Source organism: Aeromicrobium sp. (assembly GCF_014378035.1).
GTDB lineage: Bacteria > Actinomycetota > Actinomycetes > Propionibacteriales > Nocardioidaceae > Aeromicrobium.
Genome location: NZ_JACMOM010000138.1, coordinates 1 through 15,281 on the forward strand (window position 1 = coordinate 1; position 15,281 = coordinate 15,281).

At 67.5% G+C, this 15,281-nt stretch carries 17 protein-coding genes; all 17 read right to left on the minus strand.

Annotation, left to right across the window (positions count from 1 at the left end; translation table 11 throughout):
• Positions 1-13: 13 nt before the first annotated feature.
• Positions 14-739, minus strand: a complete 726-nt coding sequence (locus H7290_RS07165; protein ID WP_290513336.1) for a pseudouridine synthase — start codon at positions 737-739, stop codon at positions 14-16.
• Entirely contained in the window at positions 732-1,433 is a 702-nt protein-coding gene (scpB, locus tag H7290_RS07170; protein WP_290513337.1) for an SMC-Scp complex subunit ScpB, read from the minus strand. The genes H7290_RS07165 and scpB overlap by 8 nt, the downstream gene beginning before the upstream one ends.
• Entirely contained in the window at positions 1,426-2,367 is a 942-nt protein-coding gene (locus H7290_RS07175) for a segregation/condensation protein A (protein ID WP_290513338.1), read from the minus strand. The genes scpB and H7290_RS07175 overlap by 8 nt, the downstream gene beginning before the upstream one ends.
• The gene (locus H7290_RS07180; RefSeq protein ID WP_290513339.1) at positions 2,364-2,705 is read right to left on the minus strand and encodes a hypothetical protein; all 342 of its coding nucleotides are present in this window, start codon (positions 2,703-2,705) and stop codon (positions 2,364-2,366) included. The genes H7290_RS07175 and H7290_RS07180 overlap by 4 nt, the downstream gene beginning before the upstream one ends.
• Positions 2,690-3,538 (minus strand): AAA family ATPase, encoded by an 849-nt coding sequence (locus tag H7290_RS07185; protein WP_290513340.1) that lies wholly within the window; start codon positions 3,536-3,538, stop codon positions 2,690-2,692. Before H7290_RS07185 ends, H7290_RS07180 begins: the two co-directional genes overlap by 16 nt.
• Before the next feature lie 55 nt (positions 3,539-3,593).
• Positions 3,594-4,520: a site-specific tyrosine recombinase XerD gene (gene xerD / locus H7290_RS07190; RefSeq protein ID WP_290513341.1), complete on the minus strand. Its 927-nt coding sequence runs from the start codon at positions 4,518-4,520 to the stop codon at positions 3,594-3,596.
• Positions 4,517-5,128, minus strand: a complete 612-nt coding sequence (locus H7290_RS07195; RefSeq protein ID WP_290513342.1) for an NUDIX hydrolase — start codon at positions 5,126-5,128, stop codon at positions 4,517-4,519. The genes xerD and H7290_RS07195 overlap by 4 nt, the downstream gene beginning before the upstream one ends.
• Positions 5,125-6,801, minus strand: a complete 1,677-nt coding sequence (locus H7290_RS07200; protein ID WP_290513343.1) for a CTP synthase — start codon at positions 6,799-6,801, stop codon at positions 5,125-5,127. The genes H7290_RS07195 and H7290_RS07200 overlap by 4 nt, the downstream gene beginning before the upstream one ends.
• A gap of 132 nt (positions 6,802-6,933) precedes the next feature.
• Positions 6,934-7,821 carry a copper transporter gene (locus H7290_RS07205; protein WP_290513344.1) on the minus strand — a complete coding sequence of 296 codons (888 nt, stop codon included), beginning with the start codon at positions 7,819-7,821 and terminating at the stop codon, positions 6,934-6,936.
• Positions 7,818-8,993: a putative cytokinetic ring protein SteA gene (steA, locus tag H7290_RS07210; RefSeq protein ID WP_290513345.1), complete on the minus strand. Its 1,176-nt coding sequence runs from the start codon at positions 8,991-8,993 to the stop codon at positions 7,818-7,820. Before steA ends, H7290_RS07205 begins: the two co-directional genes overlap by 4 nt.
• Before the next feature lie 72 nt (positions 8,994-9,065).
• A complete protein-coding gene (gene recN / locus H7290_RS07215) occupies positions 9,066-10,751 on the minus strand; it encodes a DNA repair protein RecN (protein ID WP_290513346.1) in 1,686 nt (561 codons plus the stop codon).
• Positions 10,751-11,665 (minus strand): NAD kinase, encoded by a 915-nt coding sequence (locus tag H7290_RS07220; protein ID WP_290513347.1) that lies wholly within the window; start codon positions 11,663-11,665, stop codon positions 10,751-10,753. Before H7290_RS07220 ends, recN begins: the two co-directional genes overlap by 1 nt.
• Complete coding sequence (locus H7290_RS07225; protein WP_290513348.1) at positions 11,662-12,501, minus strand: TlyA family RNA methyltransferase; 840 nt, start codon at positions 12,499-12,501, stop codon at positions 11,662-11,664. Before H7290_RS07225 ends, H7290_RS07220 begins: the two co-directional genes overlap by 4 nt.
• A gap of 38 nt (positions 12,502-12,539) precedes the next feature.
• Positions 12,540-12,779 (minus strand): hypothetical protein, encoded by a 240-nt coding sequence (locus H7290_RS07230; RefSeq protein ID WP_290513349.1) that lies wholly within the window; start codon positions 12,777-12,779, stop codon positions 12,540-12,542.
• Positions 12,776-13,810 (minus strand): HAD-IIA family hydrolase, encoded by a 1,035-nt coding sequence (locus H7290_RS07235; RefSeq protein WP_290513350.1) that lies wholly within the window; start codon positions 13,808-13,810, stop codon positions 12,776-12,778. Before H7290_RS07235 ends, H7290_RS07230 begins: the two co-directional genes overlap by 4 nt.
• Positions 13,807-14,160 carry a single-stranded DNA-binding protein gene (locus tag H7290_RS07240; protein ID WP_290513351.1) on the minus strand — a complete coding sequence of 118 codons (354 nt, stop codon included), beginning with the start codon at positions 14,158-14,160 and terminating at the stop codon, positions 13,807-13,809. The genes H7290_RS07235 and H7290_RS07240 overlap by 4 nt, the downstream gene beginning before the upstream one ends.
• Positions 14,161-14,280: 120 nt before the next feature.
• Positions 14,281-15,237, minus strand: coding sequence for a tetratricopeptide repeat protein (locus H7290_RS07245; protein ID WP_290513352.1), 957 nt, complete (start codon positions 15,235-15,237; stop codon positions 14,281-14,283).
• Between the last annotated feature and the right edge of the window lie 44 nt (positions 15,238-15,281).

Genomic DNA, 15,281 nt, shown 5'->3' on the forward strand with positions numbered 1-15,281 from the left:
CGTGGCCGGTCGGTCATGCCTCCACGCTATCGAAGAGCGCTCCGAGCTCGTCGCGGGTCAGATCTCTCGTCGCACCTGCCGCGAGGCCACCGAGGTGCAGGGGCCCGAATGCGGTGCGGGTCAGCTCACGCACAGGGTGGCCGGCTGCGTCGAGCATCCGTCGGACGATGCGATTGCGTCCCATGTGGATGTCGAGCTCGACGATCGACCGCCCCTTCGAGCGGTCCTTGACGATGAACCTGTCGACCTTGGCCGGGCCGTCATCGAGGTCGATGCCGGCCTTCAACCGAGCTGCGAGAGTGTCGGGCACCGAGCCATCGACCAACGCCACGTAGGTCTTGGTGATCTCGAACGAAGGGTGGGCCAGCTTGTGGGCGAGATCGCCGTCGTTGGACAAGATCAGCAGCCCTGACGTGTCGGTGTCGAGCCGGCCGACGTGGAACAGCCTGTCATCGCGGCCCGCCACTATCGAGGAGAGGTCGGGCCGGCCGTGCTCGTCGGCCATCGACGTCACGATGCCGGTTGGTTTGTTGAGCAGCACGTAGGCGTGATCGCTGGGGGGCGGGATGCGCGTGCCGTCGACCCGGATGACGTCGGTTGTCGGGTCGACCCGCGAACCCATCTGGTCGATGACCTCCCCGTTGACCTCGACACGCCCTTGGGCGATCATGTCGTCGCAGCGCCGCCGGCTGCCCATGCCGGCTTGAGCCAGCACCTTCTGCAGTCGGATCTCAGTCATCGTTCGCCCTGCTCGTCTCGTCTGCCGCGGTCTCGTCCGGCACCGTCTCGTCCGGCACCGTCTCGTCCGGGTGCTCGGCCGCGCCCAATACCTCCGCGACTACCGACTGCTGAAGATCGTCCTCCATGTCCTCGAGGTCGGGCAGGTGGCCAGCGATGTCGGGCAGCTCGGCGAGGCTGCCGAGGCCCATGCGCTCAAGGAAGTAGCTCGTGGTGCGGTAGAGAATGGCGCCGCTCTCTGCGTCGACACCGCCTTCTTCGACGAGACCGCGCGTGGCGAGGGTGCGGACGACGCCATCGACGTTGACCCCGCGGATCGCCGAGATGCGAGTGCGGCTGATGGGCTGACGGTAGGCCACGACGGCCATGGTCTCCAGCGCCGCCTGCGTCAGCCTGGCCTGCTGTCCGTCGAGGATGAAGCGCTCGACAGCACCCGCGTACTCCTCGCGGGTGAAGAACCGCCAGCCTCCGGCGATGTTGCGCAGCTCGAAGCCGCGGCCCTGCTCGGCATACTCCTCCGCGAGCGACTCGAGGGCGGCGTCGACGTCGACGGGCGGGTGCCCGACGGCCTGCGCGAGCGTCAGGTGATCGAGGGGCTGGTCGGCGACCATCAGCACGGCCTCGAGGGCCGGCCGCAGGTCGAGCATCTCAAGCTCGAGCTCGTGGGGTCCGGTCGGTAAGTGCTGCTCAGTCATCACGGCTCTCAGCGTCTTGAGTAGAAAGATCTTGGGTCGAAGCGTCTTGGGTGGAGAGATCTTGGGTGGAAGCGTCTTGATCGACATCATCTTCTGGTTGAGCATCGAGCAGCACGACGCCATCAGGCGCGGTCATCGGCACGTCGAACTCCTCGCCGACGTCGATGTCACCGTCATCGCTGCCGGTCCATCTCACGTGGAGGTCGCCGAGTGGCGTGGCCTGCTCGAAGGCGATGGCACCCTCGCGGAACAGCTCGAGCACCGCGAGAAACCGGGCCACCTTGGTCATCAGGTCCGGCGCGTCGGCGGTGAGGGCGCGGAAGGTCATCTCACCCTTGCGCCGGAGCTGGTCGACGACGAGATGCGCCTGCTCGCGCACGCTCACCTGGGGGGCGTGGAGGTGGGCCAGGGAGAGGATCGGCACCGGCTTGGCCTCGAAGGCCGCGGCCGCCAGCTGGGCGAGCTCGGTGACGCCGACGGAGATGAGCACTTCAGGTAGGAGGTCGGCGAATCGAGGTTCGAGCGTCACGATGCGTGGGAATCGCTTCTGCTCCTGAGCCAGGCGCACGGCCATGACCCCGGCGACCTGCTTGAACGCCCGGTACTGCATGAGCCGTGCGAACAGGAGGTCGCGCGCTTCGAGCAGCGCCAGGTCTTCCTCGTCCTCCACCTCGGCCTGCGGCAGCAGCCTGGCGGTCTTGAGATCGAGCAGCGTGGAAGCGACGAGCAGGAAGTTGGTGGTCTGGTCGAGGTCGTCGCCGAGTGCCTTGATGTAGGTGATGAACTCACCTGTCACCTTCGAGAGTGAAACCTCGGTGATGTCCATCTCGTGCTTGGAGATGAGCCTCAGGAGCAAGTCGAAGGGCCCCTCGAAGTTGGTCAGATTGACCTGGAAGCCGGGCTTCGCGGAGTCATCGACGTCCGCGAGCGTCACGACTCGCTCAATCGGCGGGCGACGTCGGCCTGGGTGCCGCGTGCCTCGAGGTCGGCCAGCGCCACGGCCAACGCTGCCCGCACGAAACGACCCCGGTCGACGCTTCGGCCCAGCTCGCTGCGCAAGAGGAGCCGCGCCTGCTCGACAGCGAGCAGCTCGGCGGCAGTGACGTAGACCGTCATCTTCTCATCGTGCTTGACCCGGCCGCTCGACTCGGTCGGAGCGTCGACTTCATCAGCAACCTTGGCGGGCGCGGTGGCACGGAAGAGCTCGTCGGCGCCGGGCATGGCGGGGCGCTTGCCGGGCCCGCCCGACTGGGTTGTCACGCGTCGGGGCATCGAACGAGAACCTCCCTTGCGAGCTGACGGTAGGACTCGGCGCCCGGGGACGTCGTGGCGTACTCAGTGATCGGTTCGCCGGCGACGGTCGAGTCGGAGAACTTCACTGTGCGGCGGATGACGGTGTGGAACACGAGGTCGCCCCATCCCTCGACCAGCGTCTGGAGCACCTCCTTGCCGTGCAGCGTTCGGCTGTCGTACATCGTGCCGAGCAGCCCGATGATCTGCAGCTCGTCGTTGGTGCGATCGCGCACCTTCTCGATGGTGTCCTTCAGCAAAGCCACGCCTCGCAGCGCGAAGTACTCGCACTCCAGAGGGACGAGGACTCCGTCGGCCGCGGTGAGCGCGTTGACCGTCAGCAGGCCCAGCGAGGGCTGGCAGTCGATCAGGATGACGTCGTAGTCCTTGCGGATGGGTTTGAGGACTCGGGCGAGCACCTGTTCGCGGCCAACCTCGGTGACGAGCCGCATCTCGGCGGCCGAGAGGTCGATGTTGGAGGGCACCAGGTCGAGACCGTCGACCGCCGTGTGCATGATCAGGTCCTTGATGCCGATCTCGCGGTCCATCAGGACGTGATAGATGCTCTGGTCGAGCTCATGGGCGTTGACGCCCAGGCCGACGGTCATGGAACCCTGCGGGTCGAAGTCGACAAGAAGCACCTTGCGGCCGGTCTCGACCAGCGCGGCACCGAGATTGATGGCGGTCGTGGTCTTGCCGACGCCACCCTTCTGGTTGCACAGCGCGATGATCGTCGCTGGCTCACCTGCCTTGCGCGGCTTGGGGTCAGGAAAGTTCTGGACCGGCCGACCGGTGGGTCCCAGTTCCTCGCTCATCACAATCCCCTGCACTCGACCGTCGGACGAGCGTCACTCTACCGCCCGCCGAACGTCATCGTGACGCCCTCGGGTGGGCGGTGGAATAAATCTCCCGCAGCTTCTCGACTGTCACCAGCGTGTAGATCTGCGTCGTCGTCACTGATGCGTGGCCCAGCAGCTCTTGCACGACACGGACGTCGGCTCCACCGTCAAGCAAGTGGGTCGCGAACGAGTGCCTCAGCGTGTGCGGCGAGACGTCTGCGGCGATGCCCGCGCGCTCTGCCGCCTTGGTCAGGACGGTCCAGGCGCTCTGCCGGGAGAGCCGGCCACCTCGCGCGTTGAGAAACACCGCGGGTGTGCTCGTCCTGACGGAGGCAAGCAGGGGCCGCGAGGCCGTGAGGTAGTCCGTCAGGTACTGACGGGCGTAGGAACCCACGGGCACGATGCGCTGCTTGCCGCCCTTGCCGCGCAGCAGCACCGATCCGTCCGCCAGGTCGAGGTCGTCGACATCGAGGCCCACCGCCTCCGAGATGCGGGCACCGGTGCCGTACAACACCTCCAGCAGTGCCCTGTCGCGTGAGGAGAGCGTGGTGCCAGGAGACCCCGCGGCGTCGAGGATCGCCTCGATGTCCGACAGCGGTAGCGCCTTGGGCAGTCGTGCCGCAGGGCGGGGCGGCTTGATCGCGGCGGTGACGTCGGTGGCGACGACCTGCTCGCGGAGCAGGAAGCGGTGGAGCCCGCGCACCGCGACGATGGTGCGCGCCGCGCTGGCCGTGCCGAGCACACCGTGGTCGGGGTCGCCTGTGCGCAGTGAGGCCAGGAAGGCCGAGATGTCGTTCTCGGCGATGCCAGCTGGTTCGGCGATTCCGCGGGCGCTCACGAAGTCGAGGTAGCGCCGGAGATCACGGCGGTACGACCGCAGCGTGTTGTCTGCCAGGCCCCGCTCGACGCTGAGGTGGCTCAGGTAGTCCTGGACCGCCCGCTCGACGTCCGTCGTCATCTGCTTCGCAGCACCTGCGCCGCGAGAACTGCCGAGACGGTCATCGAGTCACGGATACGACCCGCGAGCACGGCGTCGACGACATCGTCGAATGGCACCCACCACTGCGCCATCTCGGACTCCTCCGCTTCCCTGGACGTTCGATCGGCCTCGGGGACCGGGCTGAGGTCAGTCGCACGGAAGATCTCCCACTCCTCTGTGGAGTAGCCGGGCGTCGCCAGCAGGTGCAGCATCGACTCCCAGCCCGTCGCGATCACGTCGGCCTCCTCGGCCAGCTCACGCATCGCCGCATCGAGAGGCGACTCCCCCGGCACGTCCAACGTCCCGGCCGGGATCTCGAAGAGCCTTCGACCGACTGGATGGCGGTACTGCTCGACCAGCAGGAGGCGGTCGTCCTCGTCGAGTGCCAGCACTCCGACAGCACCGTTGGGCTTGACCACGGCCCGAGCGTGCTCCCCGCCGTCCGGGTCGACGATGGTGTCGATGCGCAGGCTCAGGTAGGGGCTGTCGTGCACGCCCGTGCTGCCGCTCACGGGCCACGAGTGGTCGGTGTCGCTGAGCGCATCGCCTCCGCCGAGACTGCCCGGAAGGCGTGGGTGGCTCGTCACGCCTCGACCGGCTGCTGGTCGTCGACGGGAAGGCGGGTCTCCTGCTGGCGGGCGAGCGCGGCACCCACCAGCCCGGAGAACAACGGATGAGGCTTGGTCGGGCGCGACCTCAGCTCGGGATGCGCCTGGGTGGCGACGTAATAGGGGTGGACGTCTCGTGGCAGCTCGACGAACTCGACCAGCGCGGCATCTGGCGAGGTGCCACTGAAGACGAGACCTGCATCCTCGAGCTGGCCTCGGTAGGCGTTGTTGACCTCGTAACGGTGACGGTGCCGCTCCTCGACCTTGTCGGCACCGTAGGCCTCGGCCACGATGCTCCCGGCCTTGAGCTCGGCGGGATACAGACCGAGCCGCATCGTGCCGCCGAGATCTCCCTCGCCACCCACGATCGACAGTTGCTCGGCCATCGTGGCAATAACTGGGTTGGGTGTCTGGGGATCGAACTCCGATGAGCTCGCGTCCTCGATGCCAGCCACGTTGCGGGCGTACTCGATGACCATGCACTGCAGCCCGAGGCACAGACCCAGCACCGGGATGCCACGCTCACGGGCATACGTCAGGGCACCTAGCTTGCCCTCGATGCCGCGGATACCGAATCCGCCCGGTACGCAGATGCCGTCGACGTCGTGCAGGTTGTGCGCCGCTCCAGCGTCGGTCTCACAGTCGTCGGAGCCGACCCATCGCAGGTTGACGCGGGCGTCGTGGGCGAACCCGCCGGCCCGCAGCGCCTCGACGACCGACAGGTAGGCGTCGGGCAGGTCGACGTACTTGCCGACAAGGGCGATCGTCAGCTCTTCGGCAGGCTGGTGCACCCGGCGCAGCAGCTCGTCCCACTGCGTCCAGTCGACGTCGCGGAAAGGCAGGTCGAGACGTCGCACGACGTAGGCATCAAGGCCCTGGCTGTGCAGCACCTTGGGGATGTCGTAGATCGAGGGTGCGTCACTGGCCGTGACGACTGCCTCCTCATCGACGTCGCACATCAGCGAGATCTTCTGCTTCATGCTCGTGGGGATGTCACGATCGGCGCGGCACACGATGGCATCGGGCTGGATGCCGATCGAGCGCAGCGCGGCGACGGAGTGCTGGGTCGGCTTGGTCTTGAGCTCGGCCGAGGGCCCGATGTACGGCACCAACGAGACGTGCAGGAAGAAGACGTTGCCGCGACCGACGTCGTGCCTCACCTGACGGGCCGCCTCCAGGAACGGCAGTGACTCGATGTCACCCACCGTGCCACCGATCTCGGTGATGACGACGTCGACGTCGGGGCCCGCCATCGCCCGGATGCGCGACTTGATCTCGTTGGTGATGTGCGGAATGACCTGGACCGTGTCGCCGAGGTAGTCACCACGGCGCTCCTTCGCGATGACCTCGGAGTAGACTTGGCCCGTGGTGATGTTGGCCTTGCCGGACAGGTCGACGTCGAGGAAACGTTCGTAGTGCCCGATGTCGAGATCGGTCTCCGCACCGTCGTCGGTCACGAAGACCTCGCCGTGCTGAAACGGGTTCATGGTGCCCGGATCGACGTTGAGGTAGGGGTCGAGCTTCTGCATCGTCACCCGTAACCCGCGCGACTTGAGCAGCCTACCGAGGCTTGAGGCGGTGAGGCCCTTGCCGAGCGACGACGCGACGCCGCCGGTGACGAAAACATGCTTGGTAACTACGCTACTGGCCAAGGTGACTCCCGTGCTCGAAAACCGATGTCGAGCGCTCGTGATGCTTCAAAAGCATGCAGGCCCCACGGGGTTTCAGTCTAGCAAGAAGATCCCGGTGAAGAACACCGACACCCGTGTCGTGCCGCCCGCACGTCAGCCGGGCGGCGCGGGCAGTGCCCCGTCGGCACTGCGGGACGTTCCCCACGCACCGGGCTGGCCTCCGGCCTGTCGTGCTGTGGCGAGAGCCGTGAGCACTCGTCCAGCCGCCGAGTTGGTGACGTCAACCGTCGAGACCTCCGACGCGGAGTCGCCGTCTCGTACTGCCTTGACTGCGCCGCCATCGGTGCCCGATGACGACGGCCCAGCCACCACGAGGCCCTTGCCCGCCCTGTTCAGCGCACCGGCCAGAGCCGAGATCACGTCGCTCTGGCCAGACCCGTCGGGACGCTGCGGCCCGGCGACCAGCACGGCCAGTGTGGCAAGCTTCTTGGGCGCGGCGCCGAGGGTCAGCAGGTTGCCCTCGCTGAACGCTGAGCGGATCGTCGTGGACGTCGGGTCGACCGGAGTGGTCGTGTCGGCAAGCAGCGCCCGTCCGAGTGCGGCACCGACCCGGCCGTAGCCCTCACCTCCGGCGCCGACACCGGGCACGTCACTGGCGGCCTGCTGCGCCACCCCCTCGGCAAACTGGCGACCCGACGAGTCGAGCAGCTTGGCCGTCAGACCCACCTCCCCTGTGACCTCTGCGCCAGCTGCCTGCAGGTCTGCCGTGATGCCCTTGACCTCGGCATCGCTGGTGCCCGGGACCGTCAGGACGACGACTGACTGGCCCTTGAGTGCCTCATTGAGCAGGCCGCCCGACGTGCGTCCGGCGTAGGCCGACTCGAAGGAGGAGAGAGCTGGATCGGTGGACTGGGCGTTGGCCGCGTCGCCACGCAGGCGTGCGCTCGCGTCGTCGAGTGGGCCGGAGCCCAGCGCAATGCCCGCCGCCAGGGCGATGAAGATCGCCGCGACGGAGACGAGGTGGTAGCGGAAGTTGATCATGTGAAGAGTCCTTTGAGCCAGTGGCTGAGATCGGTTGTCTGACCACCGAGGTTGCCGAACCATTCCTGTCCGACGGGAGTGATGCCAACAGCGGCCACGATGGCGAGAACGCCTGCCGCGAGCACCAGCAGGATCGGCCAGAGCGCAATGCGGTTGGAGGTGAAGTGCTGTACCGACTTCGCGTCGACGATCTTCGAGCCCGCACGAAGACGCGCAACGAACATGCGGGCGACCTCGGACGGTGCCCGCTCGAGGAAGTCCGACAATGTGGCCGGCGCCCCGACGTGGACGATGACGGCGGCGTCGTTGGTGTCGGCAAGCAGGATTGCGAGGTCATCGTCGGATCCGGTCGAGACGAAGGTCACGACCTCTTTGCCGTGCCGCTCGAGGCGCTCGGGACTGTCGACTGTGCCGGAGGACGTCGTGACGACGATCTCGCCGGCCGAACGAATGGCCTTGTCTGACAGGGTGTCGATGGCACCGACCACGAGAGCTGGCTTGTAGCCCGCCTCCAACAGGACGTCAGCACCGGGGCCGGCACCAATGAGCACCGGGTCCCATTCCCTGATGTAGCGGCGTAGGCCGCGCAGGTCGGCGGCATCGTCGTAGGCACGGGAGACGACCACCACAGCACGCCCCCGCACCTTGGTGCGTAAATGCGGCACGTGCGCACCGGCCAGGAGCATCGCCTGCTCACGCTGGATGTGATCGGTGGCGTTGGCCGCCAAGGAATCGAGCCGCGTGGCCAATCCGGACTCGGCCTCGGCGAGGTCGGCTGCGGTGCGGCTCTCGTCGAGCTCGAGGCCGCTGGCCACGAGAACGTCGTCGCGGAAGACCCGACCTTTCTCGACCCTGACCCGCTCACCGCTCTTGAGGGTCGTCCAGATGCTGTCACCCTCGATGTCGATCAGGAGGATGCCGGCGCGCGACAGCATCTGCGGCCCGGTGTTGGGTACCCGGCCGCTGCTGGACGCCGAGGAGTTGAGGACGGCGCGCACCCGTTTGTCGATCAGGGCCTGCGCCTGCCGGTTGTCGAGCTCGGGACGCTCGACAAGGGCGATGTCACCCTCGCGCAGAGCAGTGACATCGTTGTCGCGGCGTGCAAATCGCACGGTGCCGACGATCCCCTTCGCGTGTGTCGGCGGGGGCGTCTTGCGGTTCCAGATGGCCATCGAGCCCATGCTGTCACGGCCGTTGGACGATCATCGGGAGGCGCGGCGGGTTTGCACGTCGAGCGTGTCCCGCTAACCGCGGGCGATGTCGAGCAGCTCTCGCGCGTGGGCTTGCGCGGTGGCAGAGTCCTCCTGGCCGGCGAGCATCCGAGCAAGCTCGTCGACACGGCTGTCGTCGTCGAGCCGCACCACCGAGCTGCTCGTGACCGTGCCGTCGTCGTCCTTCGTCACCACGAAATGGTGATCGGCGAAGGCGGCGACCTGCGGAAGGTGGGTCACCGCGATGACCTGGGCTCGATCGGCCAGCCGCGCCAGGCGGCGCCCCACCTCGACGGCTGCCTTGCCGCCGATGCCAGCATCGACCTCGTCGAACACCAGTGTCGGCACCGTGGTGCGATCAGCGAGCACCACCTCGAGCGCGAGCATGAGGCGCGAGAGCTCGCCGCCGCTCGCTCCTTTGTGCAGGGGTCGCAGACCGGTGCCGCTGTTGGCGGCGAAGAGGAACTCCACGTCATCGACCCCATGCGGGCTGAGCACAGCGTCGTCGCCAGCGGTGACGCGCACCTCGAGGCGGGCCGACGGCATCGAGAGCTGGGCGATCTCGGCATCGACCAGGCCCGACAGCCGCTGGGCGGCTTCGCCGCGGAGCCGGGACATCTCGCCCGCAAGCCGGCGCACTTCGGGCGTCAGCTGAGCCTGCTCGGCCTCCAGGGCAGCGATGGCTTCATCATCGTTGCCCAGCTCATTGAGCCGGGCGGCACTTTTGCCGGCCCAGGCCAGGACGTCGTCGAGCGTGGGCCCGTACTTGCGTTGCAGCCCGGCCAGCGCGGCTCGACGGTCCTGCAGGATGGCCAGTCGCTCCGGGTCGAGCTCGACGCCGGTGGAGTAGGTCCCCAGATCTGCACCGACCTCGTCGAGCAGGATGCCGAGCTCGAAGACCCGCTCGCCGAGCGCATCGAGAGAAGGGTCGTGCCCGGCTGCGTCGCGCAGAGCCGTTGAGGCGGCGGCGACGGCGGTGCGCGCAGCGTCGACGTCGGCGTCTCCGACGAGCGAACGGTGCGCCTCGTCTGCGGCGCGGGCGAGCGACTCCGCATGGGCGAGCCGACCCTCCTCGGCCTTGAGCTGCTCGTCTTCATGAGGCTGTGGCTCGACGTTCGCCACCTCCTCGAGGCCGAACCGGAGCACATCAAGCTCGCGGGCCCGCTCCTGCGCGTGGGTGCGGAGTTCGACGAGCGACCGCTCGACCGTTCGCCACCGCGCATATGCGGGTGCGTATGACGCCTCGGCAACGGCAAACCTCTCGCCAGCGAACCGGTCGAGAGCGCCGCGCTGCTCTGCGGCCCTCAGGAGTCGGTGCTGGTCGGACTGGCCGTGGACAGCGACGAGCTCATCAGTCACCTCCGCGAGCAGCGCAGCGGGGACGGTGGCACCGCCGGCGAGGGCACGTGAACGTCCCTGAGCCGAGAGCACCCGACCGAGGATGACGACGTCGTCGTCGATACGACCGCCCGCCTCTTCGACGGCGGACGCCACGCCAGCACCCTGCGGAACACCGATGCTTGCCTCGACCCGCGCCTGGTCAGCCCCGCGACGCACCAGACCGAGATCGGCACGGTCGCCGCGAAGCAGACCGAGGGCTGTGACGACCATGGTCTTGCCCGCCCCGGTCTCGCCGGTGATGACGGTGAATCCTTCAGACAGCTCAAGCTCGGCGGAGTCAATGACACCGAGCGACGACAGGGTGAGGTGCTGCCACATCAGGCCCGGTCCTCCCGCCGACGTTCGGCGGCGCCACGCCAGCCCGACACGGGAAGGTCGAACTTACGCACCAAGCGGTCAGCGAACGGGGCCGGATTCAGGCGCGCCAGGCGTACCGGTGTGTTGCCCCGGCGCACTTCGATGCGGGCGCCGATGGGCAGATCGGCGGCGCGCCTGCCGTCACACCACAACACACCTGTGGTGCGCTCCCCCACGATCTCGATCGCGAGGGTCGAGTCGGGAGACACCACGAGGGGGCGCGCGAAGAGCGCATGGGCACTGATCGGGACCATCAACAGAGCCTCGACCTCGGGCCAGACGATCGGGCCGCCAGCACTGAAGTTGTAGGCGGTCGAACCGGTCGGCGTCGCACACACGACACCGTCACAGCCCCAGCGTGACACTGGACGGTCGTCGATCTCGACGACGAGCTCGAGCATGCGTTCACGCGCGGCCTTCTCGACCGACGCTTCGTTGAGTGCCCAGTTCGTCGCGACGACCTCGCCGCCGACCGACACCGACACATCGACGGTGAGCCGCTCCTCGACGACGTAGGTTCGGTCGACGACACCCCGCACGACGTCCTTGACGTCCTCGATGTCCGCCTCTGCCAAGAAGCCAACCCGGCCGAGATTGACACCGAGCAACGGGGTCTGGGTGCCCCGGCACATCTCGGCAGCGCGCAGAATCGTGCCGTCTCCCCCGAACACGACAGCCAGCTCGCAATTCTCCGCAGCACCGGGACCAGCCACCACGACGCCGGCGTTGTCGAGCCCCGCGGCGCGCAGTGCCTCTTCCTCGGTGTCGAGCACGCACACGTCGAGGCCCCCAGCGCGCAGGTCGGCAGCAAATGCGGCGGCGGCCTTGGTGGCCTCGTCGCGGTCGACGTGGACGGCGAGCAGGACAGTTCTCATGAAGGTGCCTTCATCGTGGTGAGCGGGCCGGCGGCGACAACGTCGCGGGCGGCCTCCTCGAGCGGGGGTCCAGCGTCGCTGCGGAGCCAGCAGAAGTACTCGACGTTGCCAGCGGGCCCCGGCAGCGGGCTGGGTGCGAGCGCGCGCGTCCCCCACCCATGCTCATGAGCCGACAGGCACACGCGCTGGATGGCGTCGGCATGGAGCGCGGGGTCGCGCACGACACCCTTCTTGCCAAGATTGCCGCGGCCCACCTCGAACTGCGGCTTGATCATCAGCACGATGTCGCCTCCCCCTTCCGGGGTGCTCGGCTCGCACACCCGTGTGAGTGCCGGCATGACCACCGTAAGGGAGATGAACGACAGGTCAGACACGATCAGGTCGACCTGCCCACCGATGTCACCGGCCTGGAGGTTGCGGACGTTGGTGCGGTCGAAGACATGAACCCGGTCGTCAGACTGCAGTGCCCAGATCAGCTGGCCGTACCCGACGTCGACGGCGCACACCTCGCTGACCCCCTTGCGCAGGAGCACATCGGTGAATCCACCCGTCGAGGCGCCAGCATCGAGGCATCGCCTCCCCACCACGTCGAGCCCCATCGGTTCGAAGACCGCCAGTGCGCCCAGCAGCTTGTGGGCCCCGCGGGACGCATAGGTGGGCCCGGTCGACTGGCGGACCACGATGGCTTGATCAGTGGTCACGCCGGTTGCCGCCTTCGTTGCCACCGAGCCAGCGACCTTGACGGCGCCACCCTCGATGAGCGAGCCGGCGTGATCGCGCGACGTGGCCAGCCCTCGACGGACGAGCTCGGCGTCAAGGCGCAGTCGCCTGCTCATCCGCTCATCCTCATGCACCGCTCCTCATGCACTGTTCCTCATGCACTGTCCGGAGTGACCTCGTCACGTCCGGCGTTTGCCAAGGACTCGCGCAGCACCCCGTGGATGGCGTCGAACTCTTCAGGGTGCGAAGCGATGTCGAGCTCGTCGAGCCCCTCGAGCCGCTGCAGCGCTTCATCGATCTGAGGGTGTCCGGTCAGCTCCAGGGTTGCTCCGTCAGTGGTAGCACCGGCTTCGGGGGCTGGCGGCCCGTCGGGTCCGTCCTGCATCTCACTCATGTTGTCATTGTCCCACCTGCACGAATCGTGACGTCCGACCGATCGTGAAGATGCCACGCGAGTCCGACCACAGCGCGGATCGCCTCGGTGCTGAGCGGCTCTGCACCTTCGACGTCCAGCTCATCACCACGGCGAACAGCCCGCGCATCACCGCAGACGGCAGTGTCACCGTCGAATTCGACGACAGCTTGAACGTCGTTCAGGCCGCCAAGGTCGGCCGCGACGAAGGTCGGCCGGTGTCCGGGGGGAGCACCACACAGGTCGTCGAGCGTGCTGACGCCCGTGAGCACCGCGAGGCTGTCGACACCGGCATTGATTGCCCCGTCGATATCGGTGTCGAGACGGTCGCCCACCATGATCGGGTGCTTGCCACCCACGCGCTCGATCGTCTCGTCGAACAGTGCCTTCTCAGGCTTGCCCGCCACGATCGGATCTGCGCCGGTAGCGTTGTGCACCATCTGGACCAACGAACCGTTGCCGGGCGCCATACCCCGCGCGGTGGGTACCGTCAGATCGGTGTTGCTGGCGAACCAAGGCACCCCGCGCTGGATCGCGTAGGAGGCTTCCGCCAGCTGGCGCCAACCGAGATCGGGGTGGAATCCCTGGACCACGGCCACCGGACCGTCATCGATGCTCTCTACGCACCGCAGCCCCCGCTCCTCGAGGCAAAGTCGCAGTCCCTCGCCACCGACCATCAGCACCGCCGACCCCGGCGGCACGGCGTCGGCGACCAGGTGCGCCACGGCCTGGGCGGACGTCACGACATCGCCATCGGCGACGTCGGGCATCGAGAGGTCTCGCAGGTGCTGGACGACCTCCAGCGGTGGTCGGGAAGCGTTGTTGGTGATATAAGCCAGACGTAGTCCGTTGTCACGGGCCGCCGACAACGCCTCGGCAGCACCAGGCACCGCAACGCGCCCGACGTAGACGACACCATCGAGGTCGAGCATCGCCAAGTCGTACTGAGCGCTCAACGGCGTGGTGCTCGACCCCAGATCTTTCGCATCCGGTACGGCAGGGCGAGAGCTCATGACGTCGAGGTTACCGCCGGGGTCGCGACCTTCTTGCAGGAGTCGACGTCAACAGTGACCCAGCTGACCGGGCCACCGCTGCTGCGGGAGAACCTGCGCCGCAGCTCACCACTGACCTCGACTTCAGCTCCTGCCGTGAGGCGACGCGCTGAACGCCGCAGCACCGCCCCCCACACCGAGCACTCGAAGGTGTCGATCGGTTGCTTCGACCGCCGCAGTGCCGCGGCGGTGCGCGGGACAATCAGCCGAAAGGACACCACTGTGTCGCCGCTGGGAAGGACCCGCTCCTCCGGGTCAGCGGACACGCGACCCATGAGGAAAACCTGGTTGTTGCTTCTGTCATCAGTCATGACACGACGATGCCCCTCAGCGGGGCTGAGGGGCATCGTCAATTGGCGCGACTGTGGACGAAGCAAAACTGCTCTCAAGCATGTGCAACGTCGAGTCAGCGCACTTTCAGTCTGCGCGTCTCAGCCCTGTGACTGCTTCTCCAAGTCGGTCACCCGTGCTTCGGCATCGGTCTGACCGTTGCCGTCAACGGCGACCGTGCGGTGGAACCACTCGATCGCCTCGTCCCGACGGCCGGCATCGAGCAGCGCATCGGCGTACGCATAGCGAAGACGCGGAACCCAGTCGGAGCGACCCTTGGTGTGCAGTGGTTCGGTCTCCAGGAGCCGGACAGCCGCGTCGTACTGGCCCTGGTCACGACGTGCGCCGGCGACCACGATCGACAGCTCGATCTGACCGGAGTCGTCGAGATGACCCCGAATCTCGGGGGTGTCGTAGGCGATCGCCTTGTCGGGCCGCTTGAGGGCCCGTTCACAATCGGCCATCATCGGGGCATACATGTAGCCACCCGTCATGCGGCGGGCAGCTCGGAACTCGGACAGCGCCTCCGCGAACTTGCCCGACGCGTAGGCCGTCTCGCCGCACGCCTCGCGCACCAGACCAGTGCGGGTGGCACGGGCCCGGGCAGCAAGCGCATGCAGGTGCGCGGTCTCGGGATCTTCGGCAATCAACAGTCCAGCCATGACAAGGTGGCGCGCGACCTTGTCGGCTAGCTTCTCTGGCAGGCTCTGCAGGGCCTGGCGGGCGTGCTTGTCGAGGTCATTCGCACTGACGTCGTCGGGTATCGGGGGACCATCGTAGATTTTCTGAGCGGCGGTCCGGTCGCCTTCTTCCTGCCGCCGATCACGACGCGCGTCGGCCGGCTTGCCGTCGCGCCGCGGCGTCGTCGGCTTGCCGTCACGTCGCGGCGTCGTCGGCTTCCCGTCACGCCGGTCGGTCGGCTTGCCATCACGCCGACCGGGGGCCGCTCCACGGCCTTGGCCTGCAGGTTTGCCACCACGGGATCCCCCGCCACGGCCAGCAGGCCCCGCCGAAGAGGACTGTCCGCCATCGCGGCGGGGATTTCTCGACTCGGCCATGAGCCGTTCCTTCCATCAAAATGCTCGATAAATGCAGCGAGGCC